A 19,578-nucleotide genomic window follows, 5' to 3' on the forward strand; every position below is an offset into this window, starting at 1 on the left:
TTCAAGACGCGGGTTTTCAAGGGTCGAAGGGAAGCAGTTGTGGATGTGCAGGACACCGATGTCGTGATCATTGGCGCGGGCGCCGCGGGGCTGATGTGCGCCGCGCTCGCGGGCAAGCGCGGCCGGCGCGTGCTGCTCGTGGACCACGCCAACAAGGCCGGCAAGAAGATCCTGATGTCCGGCGGCGGCAACTGCAACTTCACCAACCTGTACACCGAGCCGGCCAACTTCCTGTCCGAGAACAAGCACTTCTGCAAGTCGGCGCTGGCGCGCTACACGCAGTGGGACTTCATCGCGCTGGTCAACAAGCATCAGATCCCGCACCACGAGAAGAAGCTCGGCCAGCTGTTCTGCGACAACAAGTCCATCGACATCCTGCGCATGCTGCTCGCCGAGTGCGCCGAGGTCGGCGTGACGCCGATGCTCGACACCACCGTCGAGACCATCGCGAAGACCGAGTCGGGCTACGCGCTCACGACCTCCGCGGGCCCGATGCGCTGCCAGTCGCTGGTGATCGCCACCGGCGGGCTCTCGATCCCGACGATGGGCGCGACCGGCTTCGGCTACCAGGTCGCGAAGCAGTTCGGGCACACGTTGCTGCCGACTCGCGCCGGGCTGGTGCCGTTCACCATCACGGACCAGCTCAAGGACCTGTGCAACGAGCTCAGCGGCACCTCGGTCGATTGCCTGGTGAGCTGCAACGGCAAGAGCTTCCGCGAGAACATCCTCTTCACGCACCGCGGCCTGAGTGGCCCGGCGATCCTGCAGATCTCGTCGTACTGGCTGCCCGGCCAGGCGGTGGAGATCAACCTGCTGCCCGATATCGACGTGCCGGACTGGCTCGCGCGGCAACGCAACGACCGGCCCAATGCCGAGCTCAAGACGCTGCTGGCGGAGCTGTTCACGAAGAAGATGGCGACGCTGATCGGCGAGCAGTGGTTCGTGTCCAAGCCCATCAAGCAGTACGCGCATGCGGAGCTCGAGCAGATCGCCGAGCGCCTGTCCGCGTGGCAGGTCGTGCCCGCCGGCACCGAGGGCTACCGCACGGCGGAGGTCACGCTGGGCGGCGTCGACACCAAGGAGGTGTCGTCCAAGACGATGGAATCGTTGAAGTCGCCGGGGCTCTATTTCATCGGCGAGGTCCTCGACGTCACCGGTCACCTGGGGGGCTTCAACTTCCAGTGGGCGTGGGCGTCGGCGAATGCGGCGGCACAGTTCGTGTGAACGGCTGATTCGTCGCCGGCAGGCACAAAGACAGACGGCCCCCGAAAGGCCAAGGCTTTGTCCAGTCACGCGACCACTTTTTTCAGTCACCCGCGGCGACCGATTCACACATTGAAGGTCGCGAACTCACGACGAACGCAGCACGTTCTGCTTGACCTGCGGAACCCTTGATCACGCGCAAGATCACGGGAGTCCTTCCTCGGAAACATGACCGGCCCGTCATCACCAGGGCCGCCAAGTCATGTGCAGTTCAACGCTGGAGGGCGAGCCGCGCCCTGTTCGAGAAGATTCTTCCGTCACCGAGGTGCCGATTGCCGATCACCTGGATGCCCTTCGTGCTCACCATCGATTCAGGAACATCGTTCGAGGAGGAAAAGCTTGGGACCTGTCGCACCTCGAACCCTTCGCATTCCGGGTCGACCCGGGACTCGGCTTCGAGGTCATCGTTGTCGTGGTCTTCTCGTCTCACTGCTTCACACGGTCGCTGGTGCGAGACGGTCGCGCGCGGCACGAGATTCCCTTGGACGAGTTGTTCGACGACGGACGCGAGGTGCGCGTGCTCTGCGAAGATCGACTCAAGCTTTCGCAACATCGTCTTCCGGCGCTGATCCGGAAACTGCGAAGCAGCGCCATCCAAGTCGCAGGAGAGGATCCCTTGAACTTCATGACGTCGGAAGCGATGGACGACGGCGACGTCCGCCATCCGCGCCACTATGTCGTCTTCTTCCAAGTGCTTCGAGACCTCAAACGCAGGCGCCGCCTACTTCTCAACGTGCAATCCGCGTATGCGAAGGAGTTGATTCGTCAACGCCAACGGGAGCGGCGACGGGTGTCCCTTTTCAAGATCCTGAAAACGACCAGTCTGGGACAAAGGGTCAAGGCCTGACGCCAAACGCGAAGGCCACAAAGACAGACGGCCCCCGAAGGGGCCGTCGCATTGCGAGGTTCTCTATCGCGGAAACCGCGAACTCCCATTCCAGCTGGGACCCGATGACTCGGGCGGCACTACCTTTCTCACCCCGCGCTCAATGTAGATCTTGAGCTTCGCAGTCTATCGACGTCGATGTCCCGCCGCAAGATTTCCGGATGACAACAATCAAAGGTGACACGCGTCGCCTTGTCACACACGCTCGCGAAGATCTCCGGCTTTCATGCATCGAGGCTCGACATGCGAACGATCGCCCTGCTGCTCGCCATCTGCACCGCATGCGGCCTTTCCGCGAACTTCAGCACTTCCGCGCGGGCCCAGACGCCCTCGGCCGTAATACCCGGCACCTCGCTCAAGGCCGCCGCATGTGTCGAGACCGACCGCATGATGGACTGGCGCGAGATCACATGCGCCCTCCCCGCCGGCGCATCGCCCAAGCGCTTCAGCTTCCGCGCGATGTTCACCGGCGGGCATGACGACACCTCGGCCAGCATCGCGCCGGAACTCGACGGCCAGCCGTTCGCCTGCGGCGAGGGCAGCAAGCTCAGCCTGTTCGGCGAGGACGGCAATGTCAGCCTGTCCTGCCAGTTCGACCGGTCGGCATTCCCCGCCGCCGGCGCCAAGCTGAACGTGCTGATCAAGTGGAGCCACGCCGAGTTCGCCGACTACGAGTTCAGCGCCGAGTGACCCGCTCCGGCCCGGCCGGGAGTGACGAATAGCCCGTTACCCTGCCTCCCGTTCCAATCGACCGTTCGTCGACCCGGGAGAGCACATGACGAAGATGACCCTTTCCACCCCCGCGCTGCCCATCCAGCGCCGGACCTTGCTCGCGGCCAGCGTGGCCGGCTGGCTGAGCGCCGTGCCCGTCCTCGACGCCGTGGCGGCGACGGCGAAAACCTCCTTCGCCGCCGCCGACTTCGACGCGTGGGCCGAGCGCACCGCCGCCGCGCGCATGAAGAGCGTCCCCGAGCACGCGACCCGCATGCAGTACTTCGACGGCCCCACGCAGGCCCGACTGGACGGCCAATGGGACGAGCTCTCGCGGGCCTCGGCGCTCGCCGACCTCGCCCGGGACCGTCAGGCGCTGGTCGAACTCGCCCGGTTCCCGCGCGAGGCGATGACCCCGACGCAGCGCACTTCCGCCGCGCTCATGGCCTGGACCTTGCAGCAGGACGTGGCCGAGGCGGCGTTCTTCGATCACCACTACGTCTTCGAGCACATGGCCGGCGTGCACGTCGGTCCGATCACCTTCCTCGTGCAGGAGCATCCGATGCGCGGCGCGCGCGACGTGCGCAGCTACCTGAAGCGGATGGAAGGCCTGGCGGCGCTGATGGACCAGGGCATCGCCCGCGCCCGTGCGGCGCAGGCCAAGGGCGTGCTGATGCCGCGTTTCATCACCGCGACGACGATCGGCCAGATCGAGCAGTTCGTGGCCGTGCCGCCGGCCGCGAACCCGCTGGTGATCTCGCTGACCGAGCGCATGGCCGGTCTGCCCGACCTGGACGACGCCGCCCGCCGACGCATCCGCGCACGGGCCGAGACCCTCGTCGCGAGATCCATCGTCCCGGCATGGCGACGCGGTCTGGCGCTGATGCGCGCGCAGTTGCCGCTGACGACCGACGACGCCGGCGTCTGGCGCCTGCCCGACGGCGACAGGTTCTACGCCGCGCGCCTGCGCGCCAACACGACGACCGAGCTGACGCCGGCCGAGATCCATGCGATCGGACTGAAGCAGGTCGCCCGCATCGAAGGCGAGATGGACGGGCTGCTGCGGCAGCTCGGTTATGCCGAGGGCACGATCGAGCAGCGCTTCCGCAAGATGGACGCCGACCGCCAGCCCACGGGCGCCGCGCCGCAGGGCGAATTGCTGGACCGCTACACCGCCTACCTGCGCGACGCCGAGGCGCGCGCCCGCCTGATCTTCGACGTGATGCCGAAAGCGCCCGTCGAAGTCCGCCGCGAGCCCGCGCTGACCGAGCCCACCGCCTCCGCGCACTACACGACCCCGGCGCCCGACGGCTCGCAGCCGGGCGTGTTCTGGGCGCCGCTCGCGGGGCCGACCTACGAGATCGCCGACATGCGGACGCTGGTCCACCACGAGGCGATCCCCGGTCACCACTTCCAGCTCGCGATCCAGATGGAGGCCAGGGACCTGCCCTACTTCCGCCGCCGCCAGGCGTTCTCCGCCGGCTCGGCCTATGTGGAGGGCTGGGCGCTCTACTCGGAACAGCTGGCGGTCGAGAACGGCTGGTACGACGGCGATCCGGTGGGGCACCTCGGCCAGTTGTACGGCGCGCTGTTCCGCGCGCGGCGGCTGGTGGTCGACACCGGCCTGCATGCGATGAAGTGGACCCGCCAGCAGGCCATCGACTACGGCATCACGCCGCAGGAGGTCGACCGTTACGTCACCTGGCCGGGCCAGGCCTGCGCCTACATGCTGGGCCGGTTGCGCATCGAGGCGCTGCGGGAGAAGGCGCGCCAGCAGCTGGGCGACCGCTTCGAGATCAAGCAGTTCCACAACGTCGTGCTGCTGACCGGCGACGTGCCGTTGACGGTGCTCGAGCAGGTGGTCGATGACTGGGTCGACAGCCGCCGGAGCGCCGGCTCCGGATCGGCCAACGCCGCGCCCTGAGCACGCGCCGGACGCGTCCGCGTCAGCGGGTGCGTCTCAGCGGGTGTGTCACGACCGCCCCGTCGCCATCGGCGCATGGCGCGCCATCAACGCCTCGATCCAGTCCATGAAGACGCGCAGCTTCGCGCTGACGTGGCGATTGGGCGGATAGGCGAGGTACATCGGCATCGGGTCCATCTCCCAGTCGGTGAACAAGGGCACGAGCTCGCCGCGCGCCGCGTGCGGATCGGCCATGTAGCGCGGCAGCCAGAGCACGCCCATCCCGGCGAGGCCCGCCGCCAGGTAGGCGTTGCCGTCGTCGGCGGCCACCACGTAGCGGCCTCGCGCCTCGACGACCTCGTTGCCGCGGCGCATCTCGATGGACATCACCGTGCCCTTGCTGGCGCGCAAGAATCCGACGATGCGGTGGTGAGGGTCCTCGATCTCGCTCGGATGACCCGGCGTGCCCGCGGTCTCCAGGTAGCCGGGCGACGCGAAGACGCCAAGCGGCAGATCCCCGACGCGCCGCGCGATCAGCGACGGCACGGTGACCTCGCCGCCGCGCAGCACCGCATCAACGTTGTCGCCGATCACGTCGACGATGCGGTCGCTGACGCCCATGTCGAGCTGGATCTCCGGATGCCGCGCATGGAAGTCCGGCAGCGCCGGCATCATCACCATGCGCGCGAACGGGCTCGGCACGTCGACGCGCAGCCGCCCGCGCGGCGTGCTCGTCGCATCCGACAGCGCCGTGTCCGCGTCATCCAGCTCTGCGAGCACGCGCACGACGCGCTCGTAATACGCGGCGCCGTCCGGCGTCACGCGGACCTGCCGCGTCGTCCGATGCAGCAGCTTGACGCGCAGCCTCGCCTCCAGCTGCTGCACCAGCTGCGTCACCGTGGTCTTGCTCATGTGCAGCGTCTGCGCCGCCTTGGTGAAACTGCCCGCCTCCACCACGCGGGCGAAAGCCTGCAACGCGTCGAATCGATCCATGTCGCCGGATTGTCTGGAGATGCCAAAAGGTCATTGTGCGACCTGCCAGCATGGCGGTCGCCCGCCGTCAGCGTTAGATTCGTGCATCGACGAGTGCCCGGAGACTTCCCCATGCGGCGCGCGGCGTGCGAATCGTCGAAGGCGCCTTGAGTCATCCAGGGCGTCGTCCAGCGTCGTCGGGCCTCGTCAGTCGAAAGGAGATCCCGCCATGGACCGATTCACCGGCGGCTGCCTTTGCGGCGACGTCCGCCTCGTCGCGACGGGCCGTCCCTACCGGGTCGGCCTCTGCCATTGCCTCGACTGCCGCAAGCATCACGGCGCGCTCTTCCATGCGTCCGCGATCTACCCGCAGGACGCGGTCACCCTCTGGGGCGACACCCACGAGTTCCGCGGCCGGCACTTCTGCCCCCGCTGCGGATCGTCCGTCTTCGCCCGCAGCGGCGACGAGATCGAGGTCCACCTGGGCGCGCTGGATGCGCCCGACCAGCTGACCCCCACCTACGAGCTCTGGACCGTGCGCCGCGAGGCCTGGCTGCCGCCGTTCCCGATCGCCCGGCACTACGAGCGCGATCGCGATCCGGAGCGCCGCTCCGAGGACCCGTGAACAGGGCTCAGCCGGCCCACCGGCCTCCTCCGGATTGAGGATGCGACCCCTCGGCGATGCCCCTACAAGCGATCCACCGGGCAATCTCCGAGGAGCCGCGATGGCACACACCGAACGCATCACCGACGTTCCTTCGTCCGAGGTCAGCGAGATCAGGAGCTCCTTCGAGCAACGCGGCGGCATCGCGACGGTGACCGCGCAAGGGCACGATCTCTTCACGATCGAGGCGACCTACCCTGGCAGCGCCAAAGGCAGCATCGGCCTGGGCACGATGGGCGTGCTGTCCGCAGGCCTGGCCGGCAAGACGATCGCGGCGTCGGCCTCGGGCACGGGCACGGGCACGGGCACGGGCACGGGCACGGGCGCGGGCGGCCAGGCACCAGCCGCCGGTTCGCCGGTGCTGACGGCCACGCAGTCGCAGGCGGCCAAGGCCATCGTCAACATCTTCGAGACCAGCGCCGTGCTGGGCCGCTACGACCAGGTGACGCTGATCCCCGGCGACACCGGTCACCTGACCTACGGCCGGTCGCAGACCACGCTCGGATCGGGCCTGCTGCACGACCTGCTCGCGCTGTACGCGGCCAATCCCGGCGCACGCTTCTCGAAGCGCCTCGCGCCCTTCCTGGCGCGCACCGCGGCACGCGACTTGTCCCTCGACACGGACGCGACCTTCGCCAACGTGCTGCGCGCCTGCGGCGACGACCTGGTGATGCGCGAGACGCAGGACCTGTTCTTCGACACGCGCTACTGGACCCCGGCCGTCGAGACGGGCCGCCAGCTCGGGCTCAGCCTGCCGCTGTCGTTCGCCGTCGTCTACGACAGCCGCGTGCACGGCTCGTGGGACCGGCTGCGCGACGAGACGACCGAGAAGGACGGCAGCCTCCCGCAGCGGGGCGAGCGCGGCTGGATCCAGGCCTACGTCAAGCGCCGCATGAACTGGCTGGCCACCAGCCCGCGCGAGGACCTGCGCGCCACCGTCTACCGCATGGACGCCTTCCAGCGCCTGATCGACCAGGATCGATGGGGCCTGGCCTTGCCCCTGGTGGTGCGCGGGCTGGAGATCTCCCCCGCGACCTTGTCCGAGCCGCCGCCCGGCTGCTACGCCGGACCGACGCCCGGCACGCGGCCGGTGGCGGTCACCTCGCCGCTGACGCGCGGGCTGGACGTGCGCCTGCTCCAGCTGGCGCTCTCCGACGCGGGCGAGCCGGTGAAGGCCGACGGCGTGTTCGGCGACCAGTCCGCCAAGTCGCTGGCGCGGGTCCAGTCGGCGCGCGGGAAACCCGCGAGCGGCGTCGCGGATCCGGCGCAGGTCGTGGAGTTCGTGCAGCCGGTGTTCGGCTGAGGGCACGCGAGGATCGCGCGGGGATCGCGCGGGGATCACGCGGGGATCGCGCGGGGATCACGCGGGGATCACGCTGGATCCCGCGGACGTACGCGGAATCACGCGAGGACCTCGCCCACCAAATTTCATCCCTCCTGTCCTGGATCCGTGCTTCAATCGCGCCACTGACACACGCGCCTTCGGCCCTTCGACTGCCGCGTCGGCCAGCATGCCTGGCCGACCCGCTGACGACCACGCCGCCCCGCCCGGGGCACCGCCGAAAAGGAAGCGACATGTTCGTCAAGGCGAGACTCGCCAACATCCAGGGACTCACGATCTCGTCCTTCGACGTCGTCTACATCTGCCCCTACCGCTCGGAGCTGGGGACCCTGATCTTCCAGCGCCGGCACGCTCCGCCCCGCCGCGCCCTGTTCATCGACCTGCCGTTCGATCCCAAGACCGGCACGCTGGAAGGCATCCGCGACGAACTCGACCCGCAACGGCTTGCCGGGGATTGGCTTCCCTGAGACCCCTTGACTCCTCTCGGCCGAGAGGCCGTCCCACCGCTGGATCGCCTGGCCATGAAGGATCTGAATTGAAACCTGAGTTCGAGCGCCCCCCGTCCCGCGCGGCGCGTGCCCCCGTGCCGCCGACGTCGCTGCCGGAGGAACAATTCCTCTCCGGCACCTTCTCCCATGGCCACGCGGCCATCGACTACAAGCTCTACGTCCCGCCGGGCGACCACCGCGAACCGCGCCCGCTGCTGCTGATGCTGCACGGCTGCGGACAGGATCCGGACGACTTCGCGCTGGGCACGCGCATGAACGAAATGGCCCGGCGCAACGGCTGGCTGGTGCTCTATCCGGCGCAGTCGACGCAGGCCAACCCCCAGGGCTGCTGGAACTGGTTCAAGACCAATCACCAGGAACGCGGCCGGGGCGAACCCGCCCTGCTCGCGGCGCTGACGCAACACATCCTGGCCAGCCACCGCGTCGATGCGAACCGGGTCCACGTCGCGGGCCTGTCGGCCGGCGGCGCAATGGCGGTCATCCTCGGCCGCGCCTACCCGGAGCTGTTCGCCTCGGTCGGCGTGCACTCGGGCCTGCCGCACGGCGCGGTCGACGACGCGACCGGCGCGATCGCGATGATGCGCGCCGGCCAGGACACGCGGCCGCCGGCCGACGCCGCGTCCGCGCAGGCGCCGGTCCCCACGCCGACCATCGTCTTCCACGGCACCCGCGACATGACCGTGCACCCGCTCAACGGCGAGCACATCTACGCGGACGCCACGGCCGGCGTGGCCGGCGTCCAACGCCTGGAGAACGGTCGCGAAGGCACCCGCGCCTACACCCGCCGGACGCACGTCACGCCGCGAGGTCGCGTCCACGCCGAACTCTGGCTGATCGAGGGCGGCGGGCATGGCTGGTCGGGCGGCGACCAGAGCGGCTCGTCCACCGACTGGCTGGGGCCCGATGCGAGCGAGCAGATGCTGTGTTTCTTCATGGCACACCCGCTGGGCGACAATCGTGCATGACCCGCACCGATCCCACCGGCGGCGCTGCCTCGGCGCCCGCCGCCTCGCAGCCGCCGGCGGCGCCTAGCGCCACCTCCTTCGACAGCCTGCCCCTGCCGCCCGCGATGCGGGCGAACCTGCAGCAGCTCGGCTACCTCTCGATGACGCCCATCCAGGCCGCCAGCCTGCCGCTCGCGCTGGCCGGCAAGGACCTGATCGCGCAGGCGAAGACGGGCAGCGGCAAGACGGCCGCGTTCTCGCTGCCGCTGCTGACCAACCTGAATCCGCGCCGCTTCGCCGTGCAGGCGCTGGTGCTGTGCCCGACGCGCGAGCTCGCCGAGCAGGTGACGCAGGAGATCCGCCGCCTCGCCCGCGCCGAGGACAACATCAAGATCCTGACGCTGTGCGGCGGCGCGCCCATCCGCAACCAGTTGGCGAGCCTGTCCCACGGCGCGCACATCGTCGTCGGCACGCCGGGCCGCATCCTGGACCACCTGCAGCGCGAGACGCTCACGCTGGAGGCGCTGAACACGCTGGTGCTCGACGAAGCGGATCGCATGCTGGACATGGGCTTCGCCGAGGACATCGCCCAGGTGATCGCGAACTGCCCGAAGACGCGCCAGACGCTGATGTTCTCCGCCACCTACCCCGACGGTGTGAAGTCCATCGCGACGCGCTTCATGCGTGCGCCGCAGGAGGTGACGCTCAAGGAGAAGCACGCCGCCGGCAAGATCCGCCAGCGCTTCTACGAGGTGAAGGAGAACGAGCGTCTGCATGCCGTCGGCCTGCTGCTCAATCACTTCCGCCCGGCCAGCACGCTGGCGTTCTGCAACACCAAGCAGCAGTGCCGCGACCTCGTCGCCGTGCTGCAGGCCGAGGGCATCGTCGCGCTGGAACTGCACGGCGACCTCGACCAGCGCGACCGCGACCAGGTGCTGGTGCAGTTCGCCAACCGCAGCTGCAGCGTGCTGGTGGCGACCGACGTCGCGGCGCGCGGGCTCGACATCGCGCAGCTGGAAGCCGTCATCAACGTGGACATCACGCCCGACGCCGAGGTGCACACGCACCGCGTCGGCCGCACCGGCCGCGCGGACGAGGAAGGCTGGGCCTTCAGCCTCGCCAGCCTCGACGAGATGGGCCGCGTCGGCCGCATCGACCAGATGCAGGGCACGGTCACGCCCTGGCACCCGCTGAGCGAGCTCACCCCCGAGCCGGGCGCCGAGCCGCTGCGCCCGCCGATGGTGACGCTGCAGATCCTGGGCGGCCGCAAGGAAAAGATCCGTCCGGGCGACGTGCTGGGCGCGCTGACCAAGGACCTCGGCTTCGACGGCGCGCAGATCGGCAAGATCAACGTCAACGAGTTCTCGACCTACGTCGCCGTCGAACGCGGCATCGCCGACCAGGCGCTGCGCAAGCTCAACGCCGGCAAGGTCAAGGGCAAGTCGGTGAAGGTGCGCCTGCTGTGAGCACCATGGACAGTTTCGCCGCGCTGGGCCTGTCGCCGCGCCTCGTGCGCGCGGCCGACGAGCTCGGTTTTGAAGTGCCGACGCCGATCCAGGCCGCCGCGATGCCGCCGATCATCGACGGCCGCGACCTGCTGGGCTCCGCGGCGACGGGCTCGGGCAAGACAGCGGCCTTCGTGTTCCCGATGCTGCATCGCCTCGATGCCCGCGTGCGGCCCGCGCTGCGCCGCACGCAGGCGCTGGTGCTGGTGCCCACGCGCGAACTCGCCGCGCAGGTCGGCGAGACGGTGATCCAGGTCGGGCGTTTCCTCGAAGAACCGCTGAAGGTCTCGGTGCTGTACGGCGGCGTGTCGATCAATCCGCAGATGATGGCGCTGCGCGGCGGCGCGGAGATCGTGGTCGCGACGCCGGGCCGGCTGCTGGACCTCGTCGAGAAGAATGCCCTGAAGCTCTCCGAGGTGGAGTGCCTGGTGCTGGACGAAGCCGACCGGCTGCTCGATGCCGGCTTCGCCGACGAGCTGGCGCGGGTGCTGGCGCTGCTGCCGAAGCGCCGGCAGAACCTGCTGTTCTCCGCCACCTTCCCCGCGGCGGTGCAGGCCTTGGCGGACCAGTTGCTGAGCGACCCGGTGCGCATCGAGGTCTCCGGCGAGCCGGCGACCGAAGGGCAGATCGAAGAACATGCGGTCGAGGTCGATGCCGCGAAGCGCACGCCGCTGCTGCGCCACATGATCGAGCAGGGTGCTTGGTCGCGCGTGCTGGTCTTCGTCGCGACGCGCTACGCCTGCGACCACGTGGCGGACAAGCTGCGCCGCAACGGCCTGGAGGCCGCAGCCTTCCACGGCGATGCCAGCCAGGGCGCGCGCACGCGCACGCTGGCCGACTTCAAGGCGGGCCGGATCCGGGTGCTGGTTGCGACCGACCTGGGTGCGCGCGGCATCGACATCGCGCGGCTGCCGGTGGTGGTGAACTACGACCTGCCGCGCGCCGCCGACGACTACACGCACCGCATCGGTCGCACGGCGCGCGCGGGGGCGAGCGGCCTGGCGGTGAGCTTCATCAGCGCCGCCACGGAGGCGCACTTCCGGCTGATCGAGAAGCGTCAGGGACGCCGCGTCGAGCGCGAACGCATCGCCGGCTTCGAGCCGACCGAGATCGCTTCGCCCGAAGCCGCCGCCGGCGGCATCAAGGGCAGGCGGCCGAGCAAGAAGGACAAGCTGCGCGCGGCGGCCGCCGCCGGCAAGTGACCGCGGCCTGTGGTGGCCACGGCGACCGCACAGGTCTGTGAAGACCGGCGGCCGGCTCAGGCGTAGGTGTTGAGGTTGCGCCCGAGATTGCCTTCGGTGGCCAGGGCAGGTTGAGGCAAAGCCGCGAGCAGCGCGGCCGCGCCGGATTCCTGGACGTCCATGGCCTTGCGGAGCACCAACAGGCTGGCGGCATTGCCGACCGTGCTCGGCGTGCTGCTGGACGCATTGCTGACCGCTGCGGCGACGCTGGGGGTGTTGGTGATGTTCATGCCAGGAATATCGGCGATTCCTGCGCCAGCTTGAGCGCTGATCTCGCGAAACCACGAGGCCCGCGCGGCAAGGCCCGGTGCGGCAACGCGGCCCGCGCTCAAGCTTCGACGATGATGTCGAAGCCGCCGAAGATCATGCGTTGGCCGTCGAAGGGCATGTCCTTCGGATCGTGGTTCATCCGCGGATCCTCCATCGACTTCTTCATCCCCTCGTCGCGCACCTGGCGCGACGGCCAGACGATCCACGAGAAGACCACCGTCTCGTCGGGCTTGCGCTGCACGGCCATCGGGAACGAGGTCACCTTGCCCTCGGGCACGTCGTCGCCCCAGCACTCGACGACGCTGAGCGCGCCGTGGTCCTTGAACACCGCGGAGGCGTCCTGCGCCAGTTGGCGATAGGCCTCGCGCTTGGCGGTCGGCACGGCGATCACGAATCCATCCACGTAGTTCATTGCGGTTCTCCGGTTGTTGGCGCGGCTCACTGCCGTCCCATTAAACGACGAACGGGCACCCCGGAGATCGACACCCTGCGGTCGGCTCGCCATTGGCCGGCCACGCCCGCCGATTTGTGACGAGGCCCGTCCGGGGCCCTGCTGGCGGGCGCCGGGATACACGCCTTGTCACCACGATCCGGGTTTTCCCGCTCCGCCGCCGCGTCGCTTTTTCGGAAAGTGGTATCCAAGCGGTGGCAATAAACTTGGATCGAACAAATACCAATTCAGATCCACTGACCGCTGGATTCGCCGTGCACGCCCATGAACAGGCCGCCGGCGGCTTTGGTGCGGGCTCGGGACCCGCTTCGGCCTCTCACCTGGGAACCCCTGCCATGACCGTCTCCGTCCGACGCCCCTCTTCCTCCACCTCCGCACCGCTGCGGCTGATCGTCGCCCTCGGCGCCGCCGTGCTCACCCTGCAGGCGGTCGCCCAGACCGCCGCGGCCTGGAAGCCCGACACGTACTACACCGCCGGCACCGTCGTGAGCTACAACGGCCAGCTCTACCGGGCCACCGTCAACCAGACCGATTACGCCAGCACCGGCTGGAACCCGACCAACGCATCGCTGTGGACGCCGGTCGGTCCGGCGAGCGGCCCGGCGCCCTCGCCCGCCCCGTCGCCCGCTCCCACGCCGAGCCCCGCGCCTGCCCCCACCACGCCGGCTCCGGCCCCTGCACCGCAGGGCGCATGGAATGCCGCCACGGCGTACTCGGGCGGCGCCATCGTCAGCTACCAGGGCGTGATCTACCGCGCCAACTGGTGGACGCAGGGCGACAACCCCGCGACCCGCAGCGGCCCGGTCGGCACCGGCCAGCCGTGGACGGTCTACGGCGGCACGACGCCGCCCGCCCCGTCGCCGGCGCCCACGCCGCCCGCGCCCGCGCCCTCGCCGGCACCGACGCCGGCGCCCGGTCCCGCGCCCACGCCGGCCCCGTCGCCCGGCCCGGCACCCGCGCCCGGCAAGCATCAGCTGATCGGCTACTGGCACAACTTCACCAACCCGGCCGGTCCGACCTTCCCGATCAGCGAGGTCTCCGCCGACTACGACGTGATCGTCGTCGCCTTCGCGGACGACGCGGGCAACGGCAGCATCGCCTTCAACCTCGACCCGAGCGCCGGCGGCGAGGCCCGCTTCATCGCGGACGTGGCGGCCGCGCGCTCCAAGGGCAAGAAGGTCGTGTTGTCCTTCGGCGGCCAGAACGGCACGGTGACGCTCAACAACGCGTCGCATGTGACCAACTTCGTCAACAGCGTCGAGGCCATCATGCGGCGCTACGGCTTCGACGGCATCGACATCGACCTGGAGAGCGGCGCCGGCGTCACCTCCGGCGCGCCGGTGCAGGCCAACCTGGTCAGCGCGGTGAAGCAGCTGAAGGCGCGCATCGGCAGCGGCTTCTACCTGTCGATGGCGCCGGAGCATCCGTACGTGCAGGGCGGCTTCGTCGCCTACAGCGGCATCTGGGGCGCCTACCTGCCCATCATCGACGGCCTGCGCGACGAGCTGAACGTGCTCCACGTCCAGTACTACAACAACGGCGCCGTCTACACGCCGTATGCGACGCAAGGCCTGGCCGAGGGCAGCGCCGACATGCTGGTCGCCACCAGCCGGATGCTGATCGAGGGCTTCACGACCAACAACGGCACCGGGCCGTTCGTGTTCCGCGGGTTGCGGCCGGACCAGGTCGCGTTCGGGCTGCCGTCGGGGCCGTCCTCGGCCAACAGCGGCCAGGCGAGCGTCGCGACGATCACGGCGGCGCTCAACTGCCTGACGAAGCTGTCGCAATGCGGCGCGATCAAGCCGCCGCAGGCCTATCCAACGCTGCGCGGCGTGATGACGTGGTCGATCAACTGGGACCGCCACGACGGGCAGAGCTTCTCGCGCGGCGTGAGGTCGTCGCTCAACGCGCTGCCCTGAGCGCGCTCGGCGGGGGCGACGACGTCGCTGTCAGGGCGACGTCGCGTCTTGCCGCGTCTTGTCGCGCTTGCCACGTCTTGCCGCTCAGTCCGGTCTCGCCATGAAGAACTTGTTCCCCAGCTCGAAATAGTCGCCGGGACCGCCGCCCCGCAGGATCAAGCCCGCGGCGGCGGTGTCGAACACCCCGTCCTTCAACAGGGCCGGCGAGATGTGCATGAGCAAGACCTGACCCAGGATCATCCAGGTGTCCACGGGCTCATCGTCCTTGGAACTCAGCTGGATGATCTGGGACACCTGGCACTCGAAGGCGACGGGGCTCTCTCCGACGCGCGGCGGCGCCACCTTGACCGAGGCGACCTCGGTCAGTTTCCCGAGCTCGAATTCATTGACGCCGTGGGGAACCCGCGCGCACGTCGCGTTCATGGCCTCGGCCAACTCGCGCGTGGCGAGATTCCAGACGAACTCGCCGGTCTCCTCGACGTTCCTCAGCGAGTCCTTCCGCCCGATGCTGGAGAAGCCGATGATCGGCGGCGTGTAGTTCAACGCGGTGAAGAAGCTGTACGGCGCCAGATTGACGACACCGGCCTTGCTCTTCGTGGACATCCACCCGATGGGGCGAGGTCCGACGATGGCGTTGAACGGGTTGTGGGGCAGGTTGGGCGCGGCGGGATCGTAGGTGTGCATGCGGTCCATCCTCATTCGACCGGCGCGGGCTCGCTCTCCGTGTGCCGTTCCGGCTCGGTGGTGCGGAGGATCTCGTTCAGGACGGACGTGGCGTAGTTCCCGGCGGGCAAGGAGAAGGTGAGCACCAGTTGATCGGCCTGCGGCCATTCCCATGACATGTCCAGCGGGCTCGCCACCAGGGCGCGGCGCTCCTGATCCAGACCGGCGTGTTCCATGCCGTCGCACAAGGTGGCGTGACGTCCGGCCACGCCGTTTTCCAGGGCCTGCGCTTCATCGGTGGTGCTCACGCGGCCGCGTCCCCAGAGCGGCCCGGTGGGTCGGCCCGACTCGTCCATCATGTCACCGGACAAGGTGTGGCCCCACAGTCCCTGCTGAATGCGCAGCGCCAGCACTTCATTGAAGACGAAGGAGCGCACCGCCGACAGGTAGATGCCCTTCTTCTTCGGGTTGCGCACGCGGATCTCGCGCGCCAGCATGGCCCGGCCCTGCTCGACGTTGCCGCCGTCGTGGCCGAAACGCTGGGCGCCGAAGTAGTTGGGAACGCCCTGCGACGCGACGGCCTGGAGATTGGTCTCGATGGCGTCGCGGTCGCCGATCACGTCGCGCAGCACGATGCGGAACCGGTTGCCCTGCAGGTCACCGGGGCGCAGCTTCTTCACGTGGCGGGTCTGGCTCAGCACCTTGAATTCCGGGTGCTGAAGCAGGGTCAGGTCGGGCGTCTCGCCCTTGGGCAGATAGATGCTGAACCACTGGCGGGTGATGGCGTAGCGGTCCTTGAGGCCGGCATAACCCACATCCCTTTCCGCCACGCCGGTGGCATCGGCCAGCTGCAGGGCGATGAAGGCGGTGTTGGCACCGTTCTTCTCGATGTCCAGCCAGATGTGTTCGCCCTCACCGGAGGGCAGTTGCAGCGGCAGTTCGGTCACGATGAAATCCTCGTTGAGGCGTTTCAGGGTGGCGCTGGCGCCGCTGGCCGGATAGGCGTTGGGCCACTGCGGCAAGGTCGTGTATTGAGCGTCGGTCATGAGCGGTCTGACGGCACCAGCTGCAGGGGGGACAGGCTGTCCAGCCGATCAGGGGCCGTCCAAACGGTGATTGTCTCCCGACCCGCCGTGTCCCTCGAACGCTTGACGCGCCCGCCCCGCGGCCGTGTCCCGTTCCGACCTGGAATCTCGTTCAACGAGGAGGAACCCAGGAGAACCCGCCATGCGCATCCCGTCCTCGCTCGCCTTCACCGCCGCCCTCATCCTCGGAGGCATCGGCATGCCGACCTCCGCCGCGCCGATCGACATGTCCTCCGGCACCGGGGGATTCATCGGCAGGCCCGGTGCGGGCGACTTTGCCGAGTCCTACACCTTCTCGCTCGCCTCGCCGACCACGGTCAACATCCTGCTGGCATCGGTGACCCAGGGCGACCATCGCCTCGACTTCTCGGGCATCGTCCTGAACGGTCCCTCGGGCCCGATCGCCGCCACCGAGTTCACGCCTGACCCCTTCAGCGGCCACATCATCAGCAATGCGTTGCTGGCGCCCGGCAACTACACGCTCACGGCCAACGGCACGAGCAGCGCGGCCCTGTCGACCTTCGTCGGCACCATCGCGCTGTCGGGCAGCAGCAGCGCCCTCCCATCGGGCAGCGGCGGCCCGCTGGACCTCAGCGCGGGCAGCGCCGGCTTCGTCAGCACGCCCAACGCCGGCGCTTTCTCGAACACCTTCACGTTCTCGATCGGCACGCCGCAGGCCGTGAAACTGATGCTGGCTTCCGCGGTCGGCGGGGCGCAGGACATCGATTTCACCAGCGTCCTGCTGCGCGGGCCGTCCGGTGAGCTGATGGCGGCGGAGTTCACCCGCGATCCCTTCGAGACCTGGACGCTCGCCACGCCGCCGCTCAGCCCGGGCAACTACGCCATCGTCGCTTCCGGCATCAACAGCGCGTCCATCGCCACGTATGCGGGCACCCTCGCCTTGTCGGCCGTCGACCCGGGTCAGCCCGGGAACAACGTGCCGGAGCCGGGCACCGGCGCGCTGGTGATCGCGGGGCTGGGCGCAGCCCTCATGATCCTGCCGACCCGACGCCGCACCCGGCGCCTGTAGGTGTTTTGCTGACCTCGCCTTGATGCTTTTGCCGGCTTTACGCAAAGTGATAGAAATGCATAATTCGTATCACGTTGATGCCGCTTCCTAGCGGTGTCCTCGTCCCCGCTTTTCCTCCCTGAGCGGGGTCGGCGAAAGTCGATTGCGCCCGACCACGAGAGTGGCCGGGCCGTTTTTTTTGGGACTTCGGTTTCCCGGGTTCGCACGCCCAGGCCAAGCCTGAATGAATGATGATTTTGATAGTCGACGACTCCGCGTCGCCCGTGCGTTTTGACGCGAGTCGGACTCGCGCGGCGGCGGCCCTGTGCGATGGCGCCTTAAGCTGCCGGAGACGCCACGCGACGCCACGCAACCCGCAATGCTCCGACGAATTCTCTACATCAGCACGATGGCCGAAGGTCTCACGGACCAAGCGCTCCGACAGATCGTTGCCAGGGCCCAACTGAACAATCGTCGCCTCGATGTGACCGGCGTCCTGGCGGTGGCACCGGCGACCTTCGCGCAGGTGCTTGAAGGCGATGCCGACAGCGTTGAAGCGACGCTGCAACGCATTCGCCAGGACGAGCGCCATTCCGACCTCGTCCTGCTGCTGGATGACGCGGCGAAGGTCCGCTACTTCGACCGATGGAGCATGGCGTTGCTCGTGGATGAACTGTCCGCTTCGCTCGCGCTCGACGCCCGGTCGAGCAACGACGGCCCCCGCGCCTTGCTCGAGCGGCTGCGCCAGCAGCATGAGGAGGACCCGCACTGCTGGCCCTCCGCCATGAGAGGCATGTCACTCGGCGCCTGACGGCTCATGCGTACCGTGGTCATCCAGCGCCGTACACGCACTCGCGGTCACGCTGGCCTGCCCCGCCAGTCCGCTCGTCAGCATTCCGAGTTACGACGTCCATGCGGCCATCGGCATGCCGGACCACATCGAACCGTTCGGCGCGCGTGACAACGGCGGAGGACGTATCGAGATCTACGAGCAGATCTGCAAGTCGAACAGTCGATTGCTGGTGGTCTTCGGACGCGACAGCGACGCTGGCCCTCACCCCCTGCCCTCTCCCGCAAGCGGGAGAGGGAGCAACACGGCCACCGCACTTCCACCGTCGCTGGCCTCACCCCTGCACGCTCCCGCTCCCGCTCACGCAAGCGGGAGAGGGAGTACGAAGGTCGGTGCGACCTATCATGGGCGCCCATTCCCGAAGCGCCACGCGAGTGACCACGTCCCCACCCGTGAAAGACGGCGGCAGCCACGCCGACCGCCACGAACTGCTGCTCGACGAGATGGTGGCCTTCTGGCACGTCGTCGAGCACGGCGGCTTCTCGCAGGCCGCTCGCGCGCTCGGCGTGGAACCCTCGTCGATGAGCCGGAGCGTGGCACGCCTGGAGCGTGCGCTGCAGGCCAAGCTGCTCGTCCGCGGACCGCGCTCGATGGCGCTCACCGAGCTCGGCGAGCAGGTGCTGCGCGACAGCGCGCTGATCCGCGATGCCGCCACCAACGTGCATGCGCTCGCCGCGCGTTACGGCGCGCGTCCCTCGGGCATGCTGCGCGTCTCGGCGCCGGTGGTGCTCGGGCAGCTGTGGCTCGCGCCGCGGCTCGCGTCCTTCGCCGAGGCGTATCCGGACGTCGACCTCCAGCTCTCGCTGAACGACCGCCCGGTGGACATCGTCACCGAGCGCGTCGACGTCGCGCTGCGCATCACGGCACAGCCGCCCCAGGACCTGGTCGCGCGCAAGCTGTTCGACACGCCATATGTGCTGGTGGCCTCGCCCGCCTACCTGGCGGCGCACGGCGCCCCGGAGCGTCCCGAGACGTTGGCCCGGCATCGCTGCATCCACCTGGGCTTCGGCGCGTTCGACGCCAACTGGCCGCTGAAGCGCGGCGACGAGCAGCGGGTCGTGGCGATCGCGCCGCGGCACGCCATCGGCAACAGCCTGGCGCTCGCGACGGCGGCGGCGCATGGCGCGGGGATCGCGCTGCTGCCCTTGTTCTCCGCCCAGGCGGGGCTGGACGCCGGGCGGCTGGTCCGCGTGCTCGAGGCGTGGACGCCCGCCGGGACCTATGCGCGCGCCGCCTATCTGCTCTACGCCGCGGGGGCGCGCGTGCCGCCGAAGGTGAAGGCCTTCGTCGAGCACATGAGCGCCACCGCCGGACCCGGACCCCGACCCTGACCCGGCCCCTGACCGGCGACGTCCGACCCGACGCCTGCGGGCTTACCCCCACAGACCCTG

General features: G+C 69.0%; 19 protein-coding genes. 14 read left to right on the forward strand and 5 right to left on the reverse strand.

Annotated elements, in window-relative coordinates:
* Positions 1 to 45: 45 nt before the first annotated feature.
* The 4 genes from AC07O8_RS15905 (at position 46) to AC07O8_RS15920 (ending at position 4,784) form a co-directional block, all read left to right on the forward strand.
* Positions 46 to 1,224, forward strand: a complete 1,179-nt coding sequence (locus tag AC07O8_RS15905) for a BaiN/RdsA family NAD(P)/FAD-dependent oxidoreductase (protein ID WP_495048950.1) — start codon at positions 46 to 48, stop codon at positions 1,222 to 1,224.
* A 241-nt stretch (positions 1,225 to 1,465) separates the two neighbouring features.
* Complete coding sequence (locus AC07O8_RS15910; RefSeq protein ID WP_495048951.1) at positions 1,466 to 2,110, forward strand: YjaZ family protein; 645 nt, start codon at positions 1,466 to 1,468, stop codon at positions 2,108 to 2,110.
* A gap of 282 nt (positions 2,111 to 2,392) precedes the next feature.
* Positions 2,393 to 2,839: a hypothetical protein gene (locus AC07O8_RS15915; protein WP_495048952.1), complete on the forward strand. Its 447-nt coding sequence runs from the start codon at positions 2,393 to 2,395 to the stop codon at positions 2,837 to 2,839.
* Positions 2,840 to 2,924: 85 nt separating this feature from the next.
* Positions 2,925 to 4,784 carry a DUF885 domain-containing protein gene (locus tag AC07O8_RS15920; protein ID WP_495048953.1) on the forward strand — a complete coding sequence of 620 codons (1,860 nt, stop codon included), beginning with the start codon at positions 2,925 to 2,927 and terminating at the stop codon, positions 4,782 to 4,784.
* A 48-nt stretch (positions 4,785 to 4,832) separates the two neighbouring features.
* On the opposite strand, the gene AC07O8_RS15925 is transcribed toward AC07O8_RS15920, so the two are convergent.
* Entirely contained in the window at positions 4,833 to 5,756 is a 924-nt protein-coding gene (locus AC07O8_RS15925) for a LysR family transcriptional regulator (protein WP_495048954.1), read from the reverse strand.
* 208 nt (positions 5,757 to 5,964) lie between these two features.
* Between AC07O8_RS15925 and AC07O8_RS15930 the strand changes: the two genes are divergently transcribed.
* From AC07O8_RS15930 to AC07O8_RS15955, 6 genes are all read left to right on the forward strand, one after another.
* On the forward strand, positions 5,965 to 6,360 hold the full coding sequence (locus tag AC07O8_RS15930) for a GFA family protein (protein ID WP_495048955.1): 396 nt from the start codon (positions 5,965 to 5,967) through the stop codon (positions 6,358 to 6,360).
* Between the two features lie 100 nt (positions 6,361 to 6,460).
* Positions 6,461 to 7,702 carry a chitosanase gene (locus AC07O8_RS15935; RefSeq protein WP_495048956.1) on the forward strand — a complete coding sequence of 414 codons (1,242 nt, stop codon included), beginning with the start codon at positions 6,461 to 6,463 and terminating at the stop codon, positions 7,700 to 7,702.
* A 272-nt stretch (positions 7,703 to 7,974) separates the two neighbouring features.
* Complete coding sequence (locus AC07O8_RS15940; RefSeq protein WP_495048957.1) at positions 7,975 to 8,208, forward strand: hypothetical protein; 234 nt, start codon at positions 7,975 to 7,977, stop codon at positions 8,206 to 8,208.
* A gap of 68 nt (positions 8,209 to 8,276) precedes the next feature.
* Entirely contained in the window at positions 8,277 to 9,215 is a 939-nt protein-coding gene (locus AC07O8_RS15945) for an extracellular catalytic domain type 1 short-chain-length polyhydroxyalkanoate depolymerase (RefSeq protein ID WP_495048958.1), read from the forward strand.
* On the forward strand, positions 9,212 to 10,660 hold the full coding sequence (gene dbpA, locus AC07O8_RS15950; RefSeq protein WP_495048959.1) for an ATP-dependent RNA helicase DbpA: 1,449 nt from the start codon (positions 9,212 to 9,214) through the stop codon (positions 10,658 to 10,660). Before AC07O8_RS15945 ends, dbpA begins: the two co-directional genes overlap by 4 nt.
* Before the next feature lie 5 nt (positions 10,661 to 10,665).
* Positions 10,666 to 11,901, forward strand: coding sequence for a DEAD/DEAH box helicase (locus AC07O8_RS15955; protein ID WP_495048960.1), 1,236 nt, complete (start codon positions 10,666 to 10,668; stop codon positions 11,899 to 11,901).
* 56 nt (positions 11,902 to 11,957) lie between these two features.
* Here the strand turns inward: AC07O8_RS15955 and AC07O8_RS15960 are convergent, their stop codons facing one another.
* Together AC07O8_RS15960 and AC07O8_RS15965 are read right to left on the reverse strand one after the other, a co-directional pair.
* On the reverse strand, positions 11,958 to 12,170 hold the full coding sequence (locus AC07O8_RS15960; RefSeq protein WP_495048961.1) for a putative motility protein: 213 nt from the start codon (positions 12,168 to 12,170) through the stop codon (positions 11,958 to 11,960).
* Positions 12,171 to 12,268: 98 nt separating this feature from the next.
* Positions 12,269 to 12,622, reverse strand: coding sequence for a DUF1428 domain-containing protein (locus AC07O8_RS15965; RefSeq protein ID WP_495048962.1), 354 nt, complete (start codon positions 12,620 to 12,622; stop codon positions 12,269 to 12,271).
* 374 nt (positions 12,623 to 12,996) lie between these two features.
* On the opposite strand from AC07O8_RS15965, the gene AC07O8_RS15970 reads away from it, so the two are divergent.
* Positions 12,997 to 14,580 (forward strand): chitinase, encoded by a 1,584-nt coding sequence (locus tag AC07O8_RS15970; RefSeq protein ID WP_495048963.1) that lies wholly within the window; start codon positions 12,997 to 12,999, stop codon positions 14,578 to 14,580.
* Positions 14,581 to 14,664: 84 nt separating this feature from the next.
* On the opposite strand, the gene AC07O8_RS15975 is transcribed toward AC07O8_RS15970, so the two are convergent.
* Positions 14,665 to 15,273, reverse strand: a complete 609-nt coding sequence (locus tag AC07O8_RS15975) for a flavin reductase family protein (RefSeq protein ID WP_495048964.1) — start codon at positions 15,271 to 15,273, stop codon at positions 14,665 to 14,667.
* Positions 15,274 to 15,275: 2 nt separating this feature from the next.
* Entirely contained in the window at positions 15,276 to 16,289 is a 1,014-nt protein-coding gene (gene truD, locus AC07O8_RS15980; RefSeq protein ID WP_495048965.1) for a tRNA pseudouridine(13) synthase TruD, read from the reverse strand.
* Between the two features lie 181 nt (positions 16,290 to 16,470).
* Here truD and AC07O8_RS15985 point away from each other — a divergent pair, with 181 nt between their 5' ends.
* From AC07O8_RS15985 to AC07O8_RS15995, 3 genes are all read left to right on the forward strand, one after another.
* The gene (locus AC07O8_RS15985; protein WP_495048966.1) at positions 16,471 to 17,358 is read left to right on the forward strand and encodes an FxDxF family PEP-CTERM protein; all 888 of its coding nucleotides are present in this window, start codon (positions 16,471 to 16,473) and stop codon (positions 17,356 to 17,358) included.
* Positions 17,359 to 17,716: 358 nt separating this feature from the next.
* Positions 17,717 to 18,148 carry a BLUF domain-containing protein gene (locus AC07O8_RS15990; protein ID WP_495048967.1) on the forward strand — a complete coding sequence of 144 codons (432 nt, stop codon included), beginning with the start codon at positions 17,717 to 17,719 and terminating at the stop codon, positions 18,146 to 18,148.
* 413 nt (positions 18,149 to 18,561) lie between these two features.
* Positions 18,562 to 19,518 (forward strand): LysR family transcriptional regulator, encoded by a 957-nt coding sequence (locus AC07O8_RS15995; protein WP_495048968.1) that lies wholly within the window; start codon positions 18,562 to 18,564, stop codon positions 19,516 to 19,518.
* The last annotated feature ends 60 nt before the right edge of the window (positions 19,519 to 19,578 follow it).

It is taken from the genome of Roseateles sp. GW821-FHT09G09, assembly GCF_059415965.1.